Raw genomic sequence first — 17,586 nt, 5'->3', positions numbered from 1 at the left:
GATTGTTACAAGACATATGAAAACAGAAGTCACAACAATCGTGCATGCCACCAGCGGTTCATGCCTTTTACCAATCAGTACGCAGGCGCTGATGGTACCCGGGCCAATCAGCACCGGCATCGCAATCGAACCAGAAATGCTCGTGGATTCTCCTCTTAATGCTTCAATGACAACGGGACCTTTAAATACAAACTGAATTCCGATCAGCAGAAAGATAATGCCTCCGAATATCTGGAATGATGCAAATTCGACTTGCATTACACCGGTAAAAATCTTGTCTCCCAGAATCACAAAGCTACAGAAAATCGCGCTGGTAATCAGACCAGCCCGCATCAGTACATGACGAAATTGTTTCTGTTTGAGCTTTTGAACCACATCGACAAGATAAATGATCACCAGGAATGGATTGAGAAGCGTTAATAAAAGTGCCGTGGATCTGAAAACATCAGTCATAATATTTTGAATCGAACGTTCTGAAGGTTAAGCGTGTAATCACCGGTCGCATACTGCAGCGCGACTCGGTTAGAAAGGGCATCGCCCGTGGTCGGGAATTTCATTCTAGCTTGTGTTGGGATCGATTGAAAGAAGGCAGGCGCGCTGGGTACAAAAAGTCTCTCGAACGTTAAGTTCCGCAGACCATTAATCTTTGAAAAGAAACTCTAGTGAAAGAACTGACGTGAGTCGGGGCACGTCTGCCGCGGGGAATTGTTTATTTATCGCTTTTTCGTGCGAACGCCGCGCATTCAGCGAAGAAGAATGTTGCCATATTGAGTTTTGAATAATCGTAATGATTGATGGCGTCTTCGATGCGGCCACGATGTGTGCCGTCGTCGGCGAGAGCGATGATGGCCGCAGCCGCGAGCGGGTTTTGCATTCTGGCTTGCTCATACGATTTGCGTTCACCGCGTTTCAGTTTGTCGCCTGTTCTGGAAAGCCGTTCTGCATCGGCCTGGTTTTTTTGTGGGAACCACGTGTTATACACGGCTCGCCAGTCTGCATTCCCGAATACTTTTTTGTCCTGGTTGTCAAACGTGTTGTAGACATTGAGGGAGTTGAGGGCGTGTTTTGCATTCAGAGCCAGGCCCGCGCGATAATGCGAACGCAGCTTTTCGTCGGTTTCCATCGCAGCGAGTCGGGCCAGTGACGCCTGGGAGCCGACGTAGATCCAAAGCTGGTGTGTGTCGATGTGGCGAATGGCCTCGCGATCTCTGGCATAACCTTCCGCACAGATCTCGACGCGAGATTTATCCGCATGTTCGGGAATCGCGGCTTGCGCTGTCTGATAACGCTCCAGCCAGATCTGATCGCCGGTGACCTCATGCATGGCACGCAGGAGATAAAGATAACGGGCCGCATCGCGGAACAGATGACCTCGGTAGCCTCCCCGAAACTGACCTTTGAAGGCCCCATCGGCCGGGCATCGCCAGCCGGTTGACTCCAGGACTTCGGCGACGGTTTTCATCTTTGCGATGATCTCACGACGTTCGTCTGCGCTCGGCAGATCGCTCATTACATACGCATGCAGGCCGTAAAACCACGGATGCGTCTGATCGTCCGAACCGAGCGGATAATGGCAGAGGCCGTCCGTTCCGACTCCGCGTACGATCATACCAGGTACCTCCGAAACGGAGGCGCACTTCATGAGCCCGCGTGCAAGACGCCGCGCCTGATCTTTATCGACAAGATCGCCGGAACGTCGCGCACGCTCACACGCGGCAGGCAGATACAGGCCTGTGAACATGGGCCCGTCTTCGATCGGGCTCCACCAGCCGATGGCATTCGGCTTGCCCAGAGAACAATCTTCCGGGGTGGGCAGGTCACCGACATAGTCGTGGATGATGCCGTAGTCGTCGATGAACTTACTCCACAACTCAGCGTGAGCCTGTTCTACACCGCTGAGGGCGGGCGCAGTGACTGGCTCGACTGCAGACACCGCGCTCATCGGAATCAGCAGCAGGACGATGAAAAGTATGCTGGCGCGTTTCATACGATGTATCGACATCTTCAGACCCATTAGACGACTTTCTCTGTTGACCGCGGTTTCGAATAGAAGGTGTTGTCAGGAAGTAATGTAGGGTTCCTGAGATCCTTTTCATACTACTATAAACCAAGCCGAACAGGAAGATTACGTGTATTTTGTGTCGTGCGTGGTTTGGTCGGAGAGAAAATAAGGTGGGGCTGCTCTGTCGAACGTTGAGGCTCGAATTCGGGGGGGCAACTGCCAGTCGAAGGAAAGCGGGGAATCGCTCTCCTTCGGGCCGTTAGTCATATTATAAAGCGATCAGGAGATCGTGCCGCAGAAGGTGAGCGAAAACTGAGATGTTTCTCGCGCTCCATCCTGCGTGACGGGTTCCTGTGTCACGGTTTGTGGTTTTGCCTGGTCGGGGCGGGAAATCTGAATTTCCCGTGGAGCGTTAATTCCGATCCGGACGGTACCTTTCTTTGTTTCCACAATGGTGATCTGGATATTGTCCCCAATTTGAATTGTTTCGTTGACTTTGCGGGATAAAACCAACATTGAAAGACTCCTTCTTGTAATGCAGATAAAATTTGGCTGGAACAATCCTATGGATTGCCTGAGTGAGGTCTGGAATGATCCCTGTCACAAACGATAAGGAGCATTCCACATCTAACCGAACAGTTCAAAACATCGGTATGTAGAATAAGGCAACCAGAAGCACTAATGAGTTAGTTGTTAAACTCAGTTCAGCAGAAAATTTGCTGTTGTGTGTCTCAATTATATAAAAGAGCTCGCGCCTCCAGCGGCGAGCATGCGGCCGGCACCTGCCGGGCAAGTTGTTGATTGCTGGCGCGAAAGTTACCTCCCCCTTTATTTTTTTGCAATAGCAGTTTTGGAATTTTTACAAAAATTCGAATTCCTACGTTCCTTGATCGATCTTCAGCAGCACTTTGTCATCAATCGATTTCATCTGAGAGAGGATCTTTTGATGCAGTTGCTCCCGAATCTTGATGACTTCAGGGTCTTGAGAGCGGATCAGATTTGTCGTTTCTGCGGGATCTGCAGTCAGGTGATAAAGTTCGTCTCTGCCTGGGTTTAAGAAGTCGCGTATCAGCTTCCATTCCGGCGTGCGATACATGCGCATGTGCGTTTGAGACTGGTGTTTCGTGCTGTATTCCGCGTAAAAGCCATTATCCCATTCTTCCGGATTTTGATTTTTTAATAACGGAACAAGACTCGTGCCACGGATGGTTATTTTTTCGGGTAGAGGCACGTTTGCCATTTCCAGCAGGGTCGGAAACCAGTCCAGATTGGAAACCGTCTGTTTGATTTTCTGATGCGGCTGAGTGACTCCCGGCCAGAGGACCGCAGTCGGAATCCTGAGGGAGTTGTCATACATGTTCGGCCGCTGGCCGGTGGGAATTGTTTTGCTGTCCGGGGTATTTCTGTTGAGCACCCAGTGTCCGTTTCCTTTATGCCAGATGCCATTGTGGCCCATGTTATAACCGTGATCGCTGGAGAAAATGATAATCGTGTTCTGCTGCAGATTCTGTTGTTTCAAAGCCTGCAGCAGGCGACCGACATTGCGATCCACGCTGGCCACGCTGGCGAGATATTCGCGCGTCATTTTTTTGACCCGTTCCACATTCAGATCGGGATAATCGGGGTTGGGAATCTGGGGATCAAGATTTTCAAAAGGCGCCCAGTCTTCATCGGCAACCGGCAGCCAGCGCGCGTGCGGTGCGCGAAAGTGCAGCGAAAGCAGGAACGGCGTCCCCTGCTCTTTGCCAATGAACCGGATCGCATCATCAACCAGCAGATCGGGAAGTAAACCTTTCAGTTTGGTTTCTTTGCCGTTGACTTCGAGCGTGGGATCTTTCGGTACGTTCCCGCCGCCGCGAAAGCCCATGAAATAATCATAGCCGAATTGCGTCGGATGCTGTTTATCCAGCAGACCCAGATGCCATTTTCCGATCAGGCCGGTGCGATAGCCGGCTTCTTTCAACAGCTGCATCCAGGTTACGGTGTCCGGTTTCAGGCCGTGTTCCGGTTCGGTGCCGGGGTGGAGCCAGTCGGTGATTCCCAGTTCCGATCCGTAACGGCTGGCGACCAGACTGGCGCGGGATGGGCTGCAGACCGGCGTGGTCGTAAAGGAATTGACCAGATACGCGCCGTTCTGAAAGATGCTGTCGATGTGCGGCGTTTTGGCGTGCGGGTGACCGGATTCCCCTAACGCCCAGGGGGCCTGGTCATCGGTGAAAATGAAAAGCAGATTCGGTTGTGCAGCCGCTTCGACCGGAGGGACGCTCAGGCTGAAAATTGCCGACAGGATCAGAAAGGATGTCAGGACGTTACGCATATCGTTCGCCTCGCTTGTTTTCAGATATTGAACAATGCCTGTTTACCAGCTTGTCATGTCACTGCCGCGCCGTCAAGTGTGTTTACTTTTCATTATAATCCGCGGGAGAGCCCGAATCCTCGTGTTCTTTTTTGCATTCTGTCGCCCGGGAAAATACAATAGTCATCACCAAGTGCCTCGTAAAACTGATTCCTTCCAGTGGGATACCCTCAGATGGTCCAACCTCAAAGTCCGCTAAAACGGCTCAAACGCAGTCAACGATTCCACAGTTTGTCTGCTTTGTTCGTTCTCTGTTTTATGCCGATCCTCATCGCGGCGGAGACGGATTCGGAATCGCCGCTGGTCGCGAAACGCCCGGAACAGAGCCCGACCGCTTCCGAGCATGATTTGACGGTTGAGGAACTGGCTGAGAACGCGAAAGAATCGGTCGTGTCGGTTTCGTTTGCCGGCCGGGATGGGCAGCAGGCCGGATTGGGAACCGGGTTTGTGATTGCCTCTGACGGACTGGTGGCGACAAACATGCATGTGATTGGTGAAGCGCGGCCGATTACCGTGCAGTTTTCCAACGGGAAACAATACGAGGTCAAAGAAGTATATGCGACCGACCGTCAGATGGATCTGGCCGTTTTGAAGATTGACGCTCAAGATCTGATCCCCCTGCCCCTCGCAGAACCGGATTCGTTAAAACAGGGAGCCGAAGTGATCGTGCTCGGGAATCCGCAGGGGCTGCGTTACAGTGTGGTCAAAGGGGTGAATTCAGGAACGCGGGAAATCGACGGCAAGCCGATGATTCAACTGGCAATTCCCATTGAGCCCGGCAACAGTGGTGGCCCGGTGCTGGACTCGCAGGGGCGCGTGCAGGGCATTGTGACTTTAAAGTCGGCGGTCACCCGCAATCTGGGATATGCGGTCAATATCAGCGCCTTGAAAGTGCTGCTGGAAAAACCGAACCCGGTCCCCATCAACCGCTGGCTGACGATTGGAACGCTGGATGAACGTCTCTGGAAACCGTTGTTCGGTTCGCGCTGGCGACAGCGGGCGGGCCGGATTATGGTGGATGGTTTCGGTTCCGGTTTAGGCAGTCGTTCGTTATGTGTGTCGCAGGAAGCGTTGCCCGAGCTGCCTTATGAAATTGCCGTCGAAGTCAAGCTGGATGATAAATCCGGGGCGGCAGGTTTGATTTTTTATTCCGATGAGAACACCAAACATTACGGTTTTTATCCCAGTAATCAAAGCCTGCGAATCAGCCGCTTTGATGGACCCGATGTGTTTTTGTGGCGCGTGCTGGAAGAAAAGAAAAGTAATTCCTACCGCGAAGGAGAATGGAATCAGTTAAAGGTGCGTCTTGAAGCAGATCGCATCTTGTGTTTTGTGAATGATGAGCAGGTGTTTGAGGTCAAGGATCAGTCTTATACGGAAGGAAAAGCGGGTCTCGCGAAATTTCGGAATACGGTGGCTTCGTTCCGAGGATTTCAGGTCGCTTCCCGGATCGAGCCCTACCGCCCCTCCCGGGAGACGGCACAGAAGATTCTCGATTTAACGGAAGATCTCCGAGTGGATCGACCGCCGCTGGAAGAACTGATCGAAGAAGTCGTCAAAGAGACCGATAAGAAAAGTGCGCAACAGGCACTGCAGGAACGGGCGCGATTGCTGCAGAAGCAGGCAGAGCGGCTGCAGGAACTGGCCCAGTCGATTCATGAACGGGCGGTACTCGCGGAATTGAATGCCTTGTTTACTGAGAAAAAAGAGGCGGAAATCGATTTGCTCTCCGCGGCCCTGCTGGTGGCGCGGCTGGATAATTCCGAGGTCGAGATCAAATCGTATCTCAGTCAGGTGGCAGGGATGGTCAATGAGATTCAGAAAACGCTGCCCCCCAAAGCGACGCCACAGGCCAAACTGGATGCCTTGAATCAATATCTGTTCCGTGAAACCGGTTTTCATGGAAGTCGAACCAATTATTACAGCCGCTCCAACAGTTATATTAATGAGACGATTGAAGATCGCGAAGGGCTGCCGATCACGCTGGCCATTCTCTATATGGAAATGGGACGCCGCCTGGGACTGGATATCGAAGGCGTCGGTCTGCCCGGTCACTTTGTGGTGCGGGTGAATTCGACCGCTGAGAAAGGCCAGTTGATCGATGTTTTCGAGGGGGGCGAAACGCTGAGTGATGAAGCCGCCAAAGTGATCATCGTGGCTGCGAACAGTGGCCAACTGGATGAGGAGTTCTTAAAAGCGCAGCCGAAAAAAGAAATCATCAAACGGATGTTGAGGAATCTGTTGAATCTGGCGCGGGACAGTGAGGACATTCAATCCATGTTGCGGTATGTCGAAGCCATGATCTCGCTCGATGAAGAGTTGCTGCAGGAGCGCTGGTTGCGCGCGGTACTCCGTTATCAGACGGGGCGCATCACGGAAGCGATGGCCGATGCCGACTATCTGCTGGAGAAATCGCCGGAAGGCTTCGACTTGAAGCGCATTCGGGAATTCCGCACTTTCCTGGAGACCGTCAGGCAATCTGAGTAAGCGAATGGATTCTGTCGATCACTGAAACGAAACAGGAGAGGCGACGTGATATGAATCTATTGAAGCATTCCCTGCACGGCCTGATTTTAATGGGGGCAGTGGTCGTGCTCTCTGGGGCGCATCCCTATGCTGCTCCCGGGGTCACCAGCCTGACGAATTCCGAGGTCAAATACCGTCTGACGGATCAACATGCCGTTGTCCTGAAGCGGGGCAAGATCACGGCAGTGATTGTGGATAACGCAGCCGTTGATACGCCGGAGCTTCCCGGTCATCGTGCGGGATATAATGGCGTGGCGTCGCTGAAGTATGAGGGGCAAACTGAGAACATATTCGTGCCTGCACTGGCAGGCTTGAATTTCGAGCACATCCATGACGGGAATCCCGGGTACAAAGAGAAATTCGAGCCGCGCGCGTTTCCGATGCAACTGCGAATCATTTCCGAAGACACGGTTGAACTGTATCAGCCGCCGACGGAGAACTGGAAACTGGAAAGCTGCGGCCGTTATCAGATTCTGGACGACGGGACCATCGAATATACGTTTGAATGTATTCCGCATGCCGCTCTGTTCAAGAACGGTTATATCGGCTTATTCTGGGCCAGTTATATGCAGGCACCGGAAGATCGCCGGATTTATTTTCATGGGAAATCAAAATCGCTGTTAGACAAAGCGGAAACATTGATCGCCGCAAGCACACCTGCGCATGGCGTTGACAGCACTCATCCGCCGGCCAATGCCGTGTTTTTTCCTGAGATTGCAGCCGATTTTCCGCTGACGTTAGTCAACCATCCTTCAGCGTATGTGTATTCTCAGCCGTGGTACTATGGTATTCGCGGGAATTATTCTTATACTCAGATTTTTCGGAAGCGTGATCAAATCTGGTTTGCCCAGTCACCGACAGGCGGCGGGAAACAGAATCCAGCCTGGGATTTTCAATGGTTCATTCCCGACTACAAAGTCGGCGAGGCCTACGGATTTCGCATGCGGGCGCATTATGCTCCCTGGTCAGATCACGTCACATTACAAAACTCGGTTCAAAAACATTTATCTGCCCTGACGCACAACTGATTTCGCGAAGCGCGACAACGAATAATCTGATTTCAGGATCGAAATCAGGCTTGTCGTGTCCGGGCATGGATTGAATTTAAGATGAGAAAAATTGGCTCGTTCCCATCCGAGCAGCAGGCAAAGCGTTTTGTAGACTATATGCTCACGCAGGGAATCAGTATCAATGTCGAACCGGCGATCGATTTATGGACGATCTGGGTGTATGATGAAGATCAGGTCGACCAGTCTAAAACCGCGCTGGATGAGTTTTTAGCGAATCCGGAAGCCGATAAGTACCAGGGGGTGACCCGGCAGGCAGAGGCGATTCGGGAAGAAAAAATTAAAAAAGCCGTCGAGGCATCCAGGAAGCAGGTTAACGTACGCGACACCTGGAATCAGCCTTTTACGAGCCGTTGTCCGGTGACGTCATTTTTGATTGGCATCAGTATTGTCGTGTTTCTTTTCATGCAGTCGGATGAATACAATGTGAAAGTCAGAGAGGCGTTGAGTATCTGCAGCTTTCAGGTCTCTGGCAATATGATTAGTTATGATCGCCGTCTGGTCGAAGTGCGGGAAGGCGAAGTCTGGCGGCTGGTGACGCCGATTTTTATCCATTTCTCAATCTTTCATATTCTGTTTAACTGTATGATGGCCTACCAACTGGGGGGCGCGATCGAGATGAATCGGGGCAGCATGCGACTGGCGCTGCTGGTTTTAGTCACAGCGATTCCTTCCAACCTGGCGCAGTTTTATTGGGGGGGACCCGGGTTTTCCATGGGGGGGCCGGGTTTTGGAGGCCTGTCCGGGGTCGTGTATGGCATGTTTGGTTATATGTGGATGAAGAGTCTATACGATCCGCAAGCCGGCTTTTATGTGCCCCCCAATATGGTGTTTATTCTGATCGGCTGGTTCTTTCTGTGTATGACCGGAATGGTAGGGCCCATTGCGAATCTGGCACACGGATTTGGACTGGGGACCGGCATGGCGCTCGGCGTCGGATCAACCTTTTTACGTCAGGCTGGTAAATCGAAGTGAAGTCAGCGATTTCTGATCGTCGGTGATTGTTGACTTTCAGGGAATCGCCTATAATCTCGGCAGTGGTAGTGAAACACTGTTGAGTTAAGGACAATCAATATTGCTTACCCTCTCAAGTGGAGCGAGAATTCGGATGATGAATCGACAAAAATGGAGTTTAACCGCAGGGGTATTAATCGTAATGAGCTTTGCTTCCAACACCTTTCTTTCAGCGGCCGAGGACCCTGCTCCTCCTGAAAAAATTCGTACCGTAGAAGGCATCACCGAGTATTCACTCGAGAACGGCATGAAAGTATTGCTGTTCCCGGATGCTTCCAGCCCCAAGGTGACCGTGAATCTGACGCTGCTCGTCGGTTCCCGCCATGAAGGTTATGGCGAGACCGGTATGGCGCATCTGCTGGAACACATGTTGTTCAAGGGAACTCCCACTCACCCGACGATCCCCAAAGATTTACAGGCGCGCGGTGCCCAGTTTAACGGGACGACCTGGTACGACCGCACCAACTATTATGAAACATTACCGGCCAGTGAGGACAATCTGGAATTTGCGCTGAAGATGGAATCGGATCGCATGATGAACAGTTATGTCAAAGCCGAAGATCTACTTTCGGAAATGACTGTCGTACGAAACGAATTCGAACGGGGCGAAAACAGCCCTTCACGGATGCTGATGCAGAAAATTATGTCATCGGCGTTTGAATGGCATAATTACGGTAAATCGACGATTGGCAACCGGGCTGATATCGAACGCGTTCCCGTAGACCGCCTGAAAGCGTTTTATAAAAAATATTACCAGCCGGACAATGCGGTTCTGATTGTCGCCGGCAAGTTTGATCAGGCTGAAGCATTGACGTTGATCAATAAGTATTTCGGTACGATTCCCCGTCCTGAGCGAAAACTGGACGCGACGTATACGGAAGAGCCTCCCCAGGAAGGCGAGCGGTTTATAACGCTGCGTCGCATTGGGGAAGTGCCTGTGGTGGGAGTGGCCTATCATATTCCCGCCGCCGCGCATAAAGACATGGCGGCCCTCGATGTTCTGGAATCGGCGCTCACCGATGATCCTTCCGGGGTGCTGTATCAGGCTCTGGTGGCGACGAAAAAAGCGTCCAGCGTTTCCGGTTCGCTGTTCGCGCTGCATGATCCGGGCGTATTGCGATTGATGGTCGAAGTCGTCAAAGGCAATGATCCGCAGGTGATTCTGGGCATCATGTTTGACACGCTGCAGACCGTGATTGACAAGGGAATCTCGGCCGAGAATGTGGATCGGGCCAAAGAGAAATTATTAAAACAATACGAACAGGCTGAGAACAACAGCTCGCGTCTGGCTGTGGAGCTTTCGGAATGGGTGTCGATGGGAGACTGGCGGCTTCGTTTTCTCTATCGCGATGCACTTGAAAAAGTGACTCCCGAAGATGTCAAACGCGTGGCAGACCTCTACCTGAAAGAAAATAACCGGACGGTCGGGGTTTTTGTTCCCGTCGAAAAAAGTCAGAAAGTGGATATTCCGCAGATTGACGATATCGCCAAAATGATCGGTGACTATCAGGGCCGCGAGAGTGTCGCGATGGGTGAAGACTTTGATGTCTCCCCGGAAAATATCGACAAACGGACGGTCACGAAAACATTACCCGGCGGCGTGAAAGTCGCTTTACTTTCCAAGAAAACCCGCGGCGAAGAAGTCAACCTGAAGATGACGCTGCGGTATGGCAATCTGGAAAACCTGCAAGGTAAGCGGAGTGCCAGCGAATTTCTACCCGTGGTCATGAAGCGGGGCACGAAAAGCAAAACACGACAGGAAATTGAGGATGAACTGAATAAGCTGCGTGCCCAGTTGAGTCTTTCCGGTTCACCGGGTGAGTTGAACGTTTCGATCAAAACCCGCAACGAGAGCCTGGGAAAAGTTCTGGACATTCTGAAACAGATTCTCCGCGAGCCCACTCTGCCCGCAACGGAACTGGAAGTTTTGAAAACACAGCAGATCGCCACGCTGGAAAAACAGAAGACCGACCCGCAGTCGCGGGCCATTCTCGCCGTTCGCCGACAGCTCAGGCCGTACGGACCGGAAGATCCCCGTTACGTGCCGGACATCGATCAGGAAATTGAAGCGATCAAAGCGTTAACTCAGAGTGATCTGCAATCGCTGTATGAGAACTTTATCGGTGCATCAGCAGGCGAAATCGCTGTAGTCGGCGATTTTTCTGAAGATCCCGTATTCACTCAATTGAACGCGATGCTGGAAAACTGGGAGTCGAAAGCCGCCTATGAACATATTCCGGCGGAAGCACACCAGATTCCGGGCAAACTGACGGAAATCATCATTCCTGATAAAGCGAATGCCTTCTATTTTGCCGGTTTGACATTTCCGATGAACGATTTGTCCCCTGAGTACCCGGACATCATCGTCGCCGGTTCGGTGCTGGGATCAAGCGGACTCTCTTCACGGTTGGGTGATCGCGTGCGCCAGAAAGAAGGTCTGGCTTATGGCGTCGGGGCGTTCATTCACGCTGATACGATTGATATGCGCGGTTCGATTTCGATCTACGCCAGTTGTAACCCCGACAATATGCCCAAAGTGGAGACGGCGATCAAGGAAGAGCTGGCCCTCCTGATTTCCAAAGGGATTACCAAAGAGGAACTAGCCGATGCGCAGAAAGGATATCTGGAACAGGAACAGGTTTCCCGAACCAGCGATGCTTCGCTGGCTTCGATTCTGTCGACGAATTTATTTGCGGATCGGAATATGACTTATTACTCAGAGCTGGAACAGAAGATCAACGCTGTGACGACGGAAGCCGCACAACAGGCGTTTACGAAATTCATCCATCCAGAGGATCTGATTATTGCCATCTCCGGCAGTTTGAAGAAATAATCGCGTCGATCTTAATTCGATTTAACGGAGTACAGAAAGTTCGGTTCCTCTCGACGGCCTGAAGACGAGTTTTCAATGACAAAAAAGAGACGAGTTCTTTTTGCAATTGGAAGCCTGGGAGGAGGAGGAGCCGAACGTGTGCTGCTGGATCAACTGGCACGATTGAATCGCGAGAAGTTTACGCCGCTGCTGTACCTGGTGTCTCACACCGGTTCTCTGCTCTCAGAACTTCCCGCAGATGTGCCGGTGTTTGCATTCGATTTACGGAACACGGCGCCCCGCTGGAACTGGCCGGGGCGCATACATCGGCGACTGGTGGCTGATCTGGCACGTGTGATTCGGGAACAGCAGGTCGATCTCGTATTCGACCACACGTTTCATATGACGCTGATTGCGGGGCCGGCTGCAGCCCAGACGAAAACCCGCCGCATTTCTTTAATTGTCTGCGATCCGGAAAATGATTTTACAAATAGCGAACGCCGCTTCCGGTTTTTTAAGCAGCAGCTCTTAAAGCAGGCCTATCAGACCGCAGATGCTGTCGTCGCCGTTTCCGCAGGAGTGCGACAAGCGGCGATTACATATTATGATTTGAATCCCGCGACCGTGCAGACGATCTACAACCCGCTTGATCTCGAACGCATTGATGGTTTGTACGATCAGGGGGAATTGCAACTGGAACCCGGTAAGTTTCATATCGTCAGTTGCGGTCGACTGCATCCACAAAAGGGTTTTTCCTATTTAATAGAGGCGGCGGAAAAGCTGGTTCATGATTGGGGTCTGACCGATTTGCGCTTTCATATACTTGGCGAAGGTCCCAGCCGTCAGGAACTGGAGCAGCTGATTCAACAGAAACGTTTAAGCGATTACGTCTTGCTGGAAGGCTTTCAGAGTAATCCCTTTCCCTATTATCGCGAAGCACAACTGTTTTGCCTGCCTTCCCTCTATGAAGGGTTTGGTCTGGTGCTGGCGGAAGCGATGGCCTGTCGCGTGCCTGTACTTTCGACGGATTGTCCCAGTGGTCCTGCGGAAATCCTGGCCGACGGCGAATTTGGTCGCCTCGTTCCACCGGGCAACGCCGCAGCGCTGGCCGATCAGATTGCAGATGCGGTTGCGGATTATGAAACCTGGCAGTCAAGTGTGCCCGCTGCGCGACGGCGCGTCGAAGCGATGTTCGGTGATGCTGAGACCCTGCAGAAACTGGAAGCACTCTTCGAGCGGGTGTGCGCGACCTAAGGCGACTCTGCTGTAATGGGGGTCAGGAAGATCCAGTCCATGATGCAGATACGGTTTTCTCGCAATAACTCTCGCCGTTCATTGAGATCAAAGTCTGCCAGCTCTGCGATGGGATACGTGCGTGCTTTTTCAAGATCGTCCGTACTTTGAATCGTGGTGATTTCATGCGTGTCTGCAAACCGCTGTCTAATTGTTTCCGAAATATGCATGTCGACGAAATCATGCAGTTCAATCAGCAGGTCGCATTGTTTGAGATGCGGGATGACTTCTGCGGTGAAAAGTTCTGTTTCATAGCCTTCACAATCACAGATGATGAGCCCCCTGCTGCTGATGGGGATTGATAACAGGGTTTCCGGATCGCAGAATTTCTGAATGTGCAGGCGCTGCTCACACTGATTGAGTTGCGCCATCAGCAAACAATGTTGTTGTGACTGTGGAAAAATATCGTAAGCGTACACTTCAGCTTCCGGATATTTTAAAGCGAACCCGACAGCGTAAAATCCTTCCGCACAGCCGACGTTGATGATTTCCGAATACGTGCGGTCACTCAATGAATGAATCACGGGATGCAGTTCCCGTTCGTAGGAACCAATCAGTTTCGGAAACAGGTTACGACAGGATAAGTTGATTTCTGCAAAGGCAACGTTCTGAATGGTTCCTCGGATGATTGTTGTCTTTGGATATTGCAACCCTTGAAACGGACCATGTTTGACGGTCAGATCGGGGCAGAAGCGTTCGATCGCTGTCACTTCGATGGGAATTCCCCGCAAATGAATTCTCTGACGAAGATGTTCCCATTCGATATAACGGGCCAGCTGCAGAAACGTAGCATCCAGAATTTTCCAGAGGAAATCAAACTGAATCAAACGGGAGACTGCTTTTTTGATCGTCGATTTGAAGCTCATGTTGCTGATTTCTGGATGAGTTTTCTTAGCAGTGAATGAGACGTGAGAACAGATTTGAACCGGGAACAAAACGCGTCGTTCTCAGATGTACCCTGAAAACAGGGACCGTTTTTTAGCCGTTTGAATTCAGTAATGACTGCAGTTGACTGATTATGCTGATGGATTCGGGAGCGATACTTGATTCTCAGTCGAGAAGCGGTTACCTTGGTCTTCCTGTATTTAAGACGAATTTCTTTTATTAACATAGCCAATAAATATTGGTATAGCAAGAGTTTGCAATGACCGAAGAACCGTCAAATTCACGAATTGAACAAGACCGCCAGTTGATCCTGGATGCCAAACGTCGAGGGACAGGCGCTAAGATTGCGGCTTACACGAAACTTTCCGGACCCGGGTGGTTGCAGAGTGCCATCACATTGGGAGGCGGTTCACTGGCCGGCGGTTTGTACCTGGGGATTCTTTCGGGTTATCACCTGATGTGGCTGCAGCCGCTGGCGATGATCATGGGCGTGATTATGCTCAGCGCGATCGGTTATGTCGCGTTATCAACAAAGGAACGTCCGTTCGCTTCGATCAACACTCACATCAGTCCTGTGCTGGGCTGGGGCTGGGCGATTGCCACCCTGATGGCGAATCTGGTCTGGTGTATGCCTCAGTATGCATTAGGGACAGCGGCGCTGCAGCAGAATCTGGCTCCTGAATTTTTTGGTGAGGGTCAGAATGGTCTCATCGCAGCGGTGGCGGTTCTGTTTGTGATCTCAGCAATTGTCATCTGGTTTTACGATTCAGGCGGATGGGGCATAAAACTGTTTGAAGCCATCCTGAAAATATTGGTCGGCATTGTCGTCCTCTGTTTTTTCGGCGTGGTTTTAAAAATGAGTATTTCGACCAACGATCTGGACTGGGGCAAAATCCTGGCAGGATTTATTCCGAATTTGAGTCTGTTTGCCAATCCTTCACCGGAGTTTGCCGATGTCCTGGCGCAGGCAGGCCGTTTTGGTGATTACTGGAAAAACATGATTGTCGGCAATCAGCAGAAAGTCATGATTACGGCCGCCGCGACCGCAGTGGGCATCAATATGACGTTTCTACTCCCCTATTCCATGCGTGCCAAAGGCTGGGATCGGGATTTTCGCGGACTGGCAACGTTTGACCTCTCGACCGGTCTGTTTATTCCCTTCGTACTCGCGACGAGTTGTGTCGTGATTGCCGCTGCGTCGCAGTTTCATGCCAGGCCGGCTGCCGGCTTATTGGGTGAAAAAGATGCCGCAGGTCAGGTCGTGCAGGCAGATCCTGGTCTGTTGGGACAGTATAAAAAAATATTAGATGATCGTTTGAAAGCAGAACTGCCCGCCGAACAATGGACTGAATTACAGAAAGATCCTTCAGCCCTGGAACAAAAACGGGCTGAACTTCCCTTACCAGAACGAACACTGGCGGCGATGCTGGTCAATCGGGACGCGTTCCAGTTGGCCGCTGCTTTGAAACCCCTGGCTGGCGAAACGGTTTCACAGCTGGTGTTTGGTCTGGGGGTCGTATCAATGGCCATCTCGACGATTATCATTCTGATGCTCATCAACGGGTTTGTGTTTTGTGAAATGCTCGGTCTTGAACCCCGGGGTCTGTACCACCGCATCGGCTGTTTCATGCCGGCGATTACAGGGATCGCTGGTCCCTTTGTCTGGGGAGATTCCAATGCGAAAGCCTGGCTGGCAGTACCGACTTCCATGTTTGGGATGGTCTTACTGCCGATCGCCTATGCGACCTTCTTCTTTATGATGAACTCATCCAAAATTCTGGGCAATCAGCTTCCGAGAGGAGGCAAGCGGGTTGCCTGGAATCTGGCGATGGGCATTTCAACCCTCTGCGCCGGGTTTGGCTGCATCTGGAGCATCAAGACCGGTGGTCATGCCACGTTCGGTTTTACTGCACTGGGGCTGTTTGTGGGCCTGGCGATCATTGTGCATTTTATGCGCATGGCCCGGGGCGGTTCTTCGAAAACCGAAGCATGACCATCGCGATCAGGATCAGTCGCATCAAATTTGCTTGAATCGAGTGTGATTACTGTAATTGCACTCGATTCTCTGCGTCCGTATCAATTTTCTTGCTGAAGAAAATTTTCGAAGGACGAATTCTCAACTTTTGCGCCCAGAATCGTCCCAGCACTGCGAGCGTGCCCAGCCCGTATTTCACACAGCGTCTAAAATTAATGCTGGATGCTTCAGGAAAGTAGCGGACCGGCACAGGAATATCTCCGACACGGAAGTCAAAATAAACGGCCTGCGCTAAAAACTGGCTGTCGAACACAAAGTCATTCGAGTTGTGTTCAAAGGGAATGGTTTCCAGAACTTCTCTGCGGTAGGCGCGAAATCCACTGTGGAAATCCCCCAGGTTTTGTCCTAACACAATATTTTCGGTAATCGTCAGCAGGCGATTGGCCAGATATTTCCAGGCCGGCATCCCTCCTGCAAGGGCTTCCTGACGCGTGCGGATGCGCGATCCCATGACGACATCGCAAATGCCCAGCTTGAGCAGCTGGATGGCAATTCCCACGACGCGGCTGTCGTACTGGTAATCGGGGTGCAACATCACCACATATTCTGCGCCATGCTCCAGCGCGTACTGGTAGCAGGTTTTCTGGTTACCGCCGTAACCTCGGTTCTGTTTATGCTGAATGACGGTTAAGCCTTCTCGCAGAGCCAGATCAACGGTTCCATCGGTACTGCCGTCATCCACCAGGATAATTTCATCGACCACATTTACAGGCAGGTCTGAGAGTGTTTTCAACAGCGTCGGAGCCGCATTATAGGCAGGCATCACCACGATTGTCTTTCCCGTTGGAGCACTGGCCTGTTCAATTTCTTCCAGCAATGATTCCAGATTGTGAAACTGGGACATCATCTCCGGACTGTCGGGAGCGAACACGGGTTTTGCCTGTTGGCTATTCAGATCTGATAAAGAAATCGCTTCCAGCATGTCAGTCTCCAAGTATCGTCATTCGATGATGTTTTTGATGTCAGCGCTGCGCGGTGCATTAAAAGCGTAGCTTACGAAATAAATGACGAATCAGGTTGATTGTCGAAGAGAACTGGTGAAACCAGAGGACAATGAAGATTGATTCCGATTGAGCCGGTTATGCCGATTTTCGTGTTTACCTTCCTGAATGATGTTTCAAAGAATCATCATTTTCGCCGAAGCATCTGCAGTCACTTCTGCACGACCTATGTTAAGAGTACACAGGGATCTTTTTCGTTCATCCCTGGCTGAAAAGGGATGACAAATATCATGAATCAAAATCAACAAGAAGCCCCCTGGCAATTATTTCCGGCGCTCAGAAGCCAGCTGGTCCCTATTTTTTCGTTGGGACTGGTCGTGCTGATCAGTTTTGGAATTGCCGTCAGTTTCGATTTTGTCAACTGGGACGATCCCTGGTATGTGACTCACAATCCGCTGGTAAAGAGCTGGCATCCCGATAATCTGCAAAAAATTACAACTCAAGTCGTCACCAGAAATTATGCGCCGTTGACGATCTTTTCCTTTCTGGTGGATCACAGTCTTTTTGGACAATGGGCCGGCGGATATCATTTCACGAATATTCTGCTGCATCTGTTCAATACCGTACTCGTTTTTTTATTGGTCACGCGGCTGAC

12 protein-coding genes and 1 pseudogene are annotated in these 17,586 nt (G+C 51.3%); 7 read left to right on the top strand and 6 right to left on the bottom strand.

The genetic code is table 11. The features are described from left to right. From Q0294_RS16425 to Q0294_RS16410, 4 genes are all read right to left on the bottom strand, one after another. A partial coding sequence (locus Q0294_RS16425) for a MarC family protein (protein ID WP_299467620.1) occupies positions 1–453 on the bottom strand: 453 nt, incomplete at its 3' end. A 256-nt stretch (positions 454–709) separates the two neighbouring features. Continuing rightward, positions 710–2,002, bottom strand: coding sequence for a hypothetical protein (locus tag Q0294_RS16420; RefSeq protein WP_299467618.1), 1,293 nt, complete (start codon positions 2,000–2,002; stop codon positions 710–712). Between the two features lie 279 nt (positions 2,003–2,281). Continuing rightward, positions 2,282–2,518, bottom strand: coding sequence for a carbon storage regulator CsrA (gene csrA / locus Q0294_RS16415; RefSeq protein ID WP_299467616.1), 237 nt, complete (start codon positions 2,516–2,518; stop codon positions 2,282–2,284). A gap of 361 nt (positions 2,519–2,879) precedes the next feature. Beyond that, on the bottom strand, positions 2,880–4,319 hold the full coding sequence (locus Q0294_RS16410; protein WP_299467614.1) for a sulfatase-like hydrolase/transferase: 1,440 nt from the start codon (positions 4,317–4,319) through the stop codon (positions 2,880–2,882). 213 nt (positions 4,320–4,532) lie between these two features. Between Q0294_RS16410 and Q0294_RS16405 the strand changes: the two genes are divergently transcribed. The 5 genes from Q0294_RS16405 (at position 4,533) to Q0294_RS16385 (ending at position 13,031) form a co-directional block, all read left to right on the top strand. Next, complete coding sequence (locus Q0294_RS16405; RefSeq protein WP_299467612.1) at positions 4,533–6,845, top strand: tetratricopeptide repeat protein; 2,313 nt, start codon at positions 4,533–4,535, stop codon at positions 6,843–6,845. Between the two features lie 50 nt (positions 6,846–6,895). Next, complete coding sequence (locus Q0294_RS16400; RefSeq protein ID WP_299467610.1) at positions 6,896–7,912, top strand: hypothetical protein; 1,017 nt, start codon at positions 6,896–6,898, stop codon at positions 7,910–7,912. An 81-nt stretch (positions 7,913–7,993) separates the two neighbouring features. Further along, entirely contained in the window at positions 7,994–8,926 is a 933-nt protein-coding gene (locus Q0294_RS16395) for a rhomboid family intramembrane serine protease (protein ID WP_299467608.1), read from the top strand. 133 nt (positions 8,927–9,059) lie between these two features. Beyond that, the gene (locus Q0294_RS16390) at positions 9,060–11,798 is read left to right on the top strand and encodes a pitrilysin family protein (protein WP_299467606.1); all 2,739 of its coding nucleotides are present in this window, start codon (positions 9,060–9,062) and stop codon (positions 11,796–11,798) included. Positions 11,799–11,873: 75 nt separating this feature from the next. Continuing rightward, on the top strand, positions 11,874–13,031 hold the full coding sequence (locus Q0294_RS16385) for a glycosyltransferase (protein ID WP_299467604.1): 1,158 nt from the start codon (positions 11,874–11,876) through the stop codon (positions 13,029–13,031). Here the strand turns inward: Q0294_RS16385 and Q0294_RS16380 are convergent. Beyond that, complete coding sequence (locus tag Q0294_RS16380) at positions 13,028–13,936, bottom strand: hypothetical protein (protein WP_299467602.1); 909 nt, start codon at positions 13,934–13,936, stop codon at positions 13,028–13,030. The two genes, Q0294_RS16385 and Q0294_RS16380, sit on opposite strands and share 4 nt — an antisense overlap. Before the next feature lie 278 nt (positions 13,937–14,214). On the opposite strand from Q0294_RS16380, the gene Q0294_RS16375 reads away from it, so the two are divergent. After that, on the top strand, positions 14,215–15,948 hold the full coding sequence (locus Q0294_RS16375; RefSeq protein WP_299467600.1) for a divalent metal cation transporter: 1,734 nt from the start codon (positions 14,215–14,217) through the stop codon (positions 15,946–15,948). Between the two features lie 49 nt (positions 15,949–15,997). Here the strand turns inward: Q0294_RS16375 and Q0294_RS16370 are convergent, their stop codons facing one another. Continuing rightward, positions 15,998–16,912 (bottom strand): glycosyltransferase family 2 protein, encoded by a 915-nt coding sequence (locus Q0294_RS16370; protein WP_299467598.1) that lies wholly within the window; start codon positions 16,910–16,912, stop codon positions 15,998–16,000. A 309-nt stretch (positions 16,913–17,221) separates the two neighbouring features. Between Q0294_RS16370 and Q0294_RS16365 the strand changes: the two are divergent. Then, positions 17,222–17,586, top strand: a pseudogene (locus Q0294_RS16365) (hypothetical protein); the annotation flags it as partial.

Source organism: uncultured Gimesia sp. (assembly GCF_937919775.1).
Lineage (GTDB): Bacteria > Planctomycetota > Planctomycetia > Planctomycetales > Planctomycetaceae > Gimesia.
This window is presented reverse-complemented; position numbering and strand designations above follow the sequence as displayed.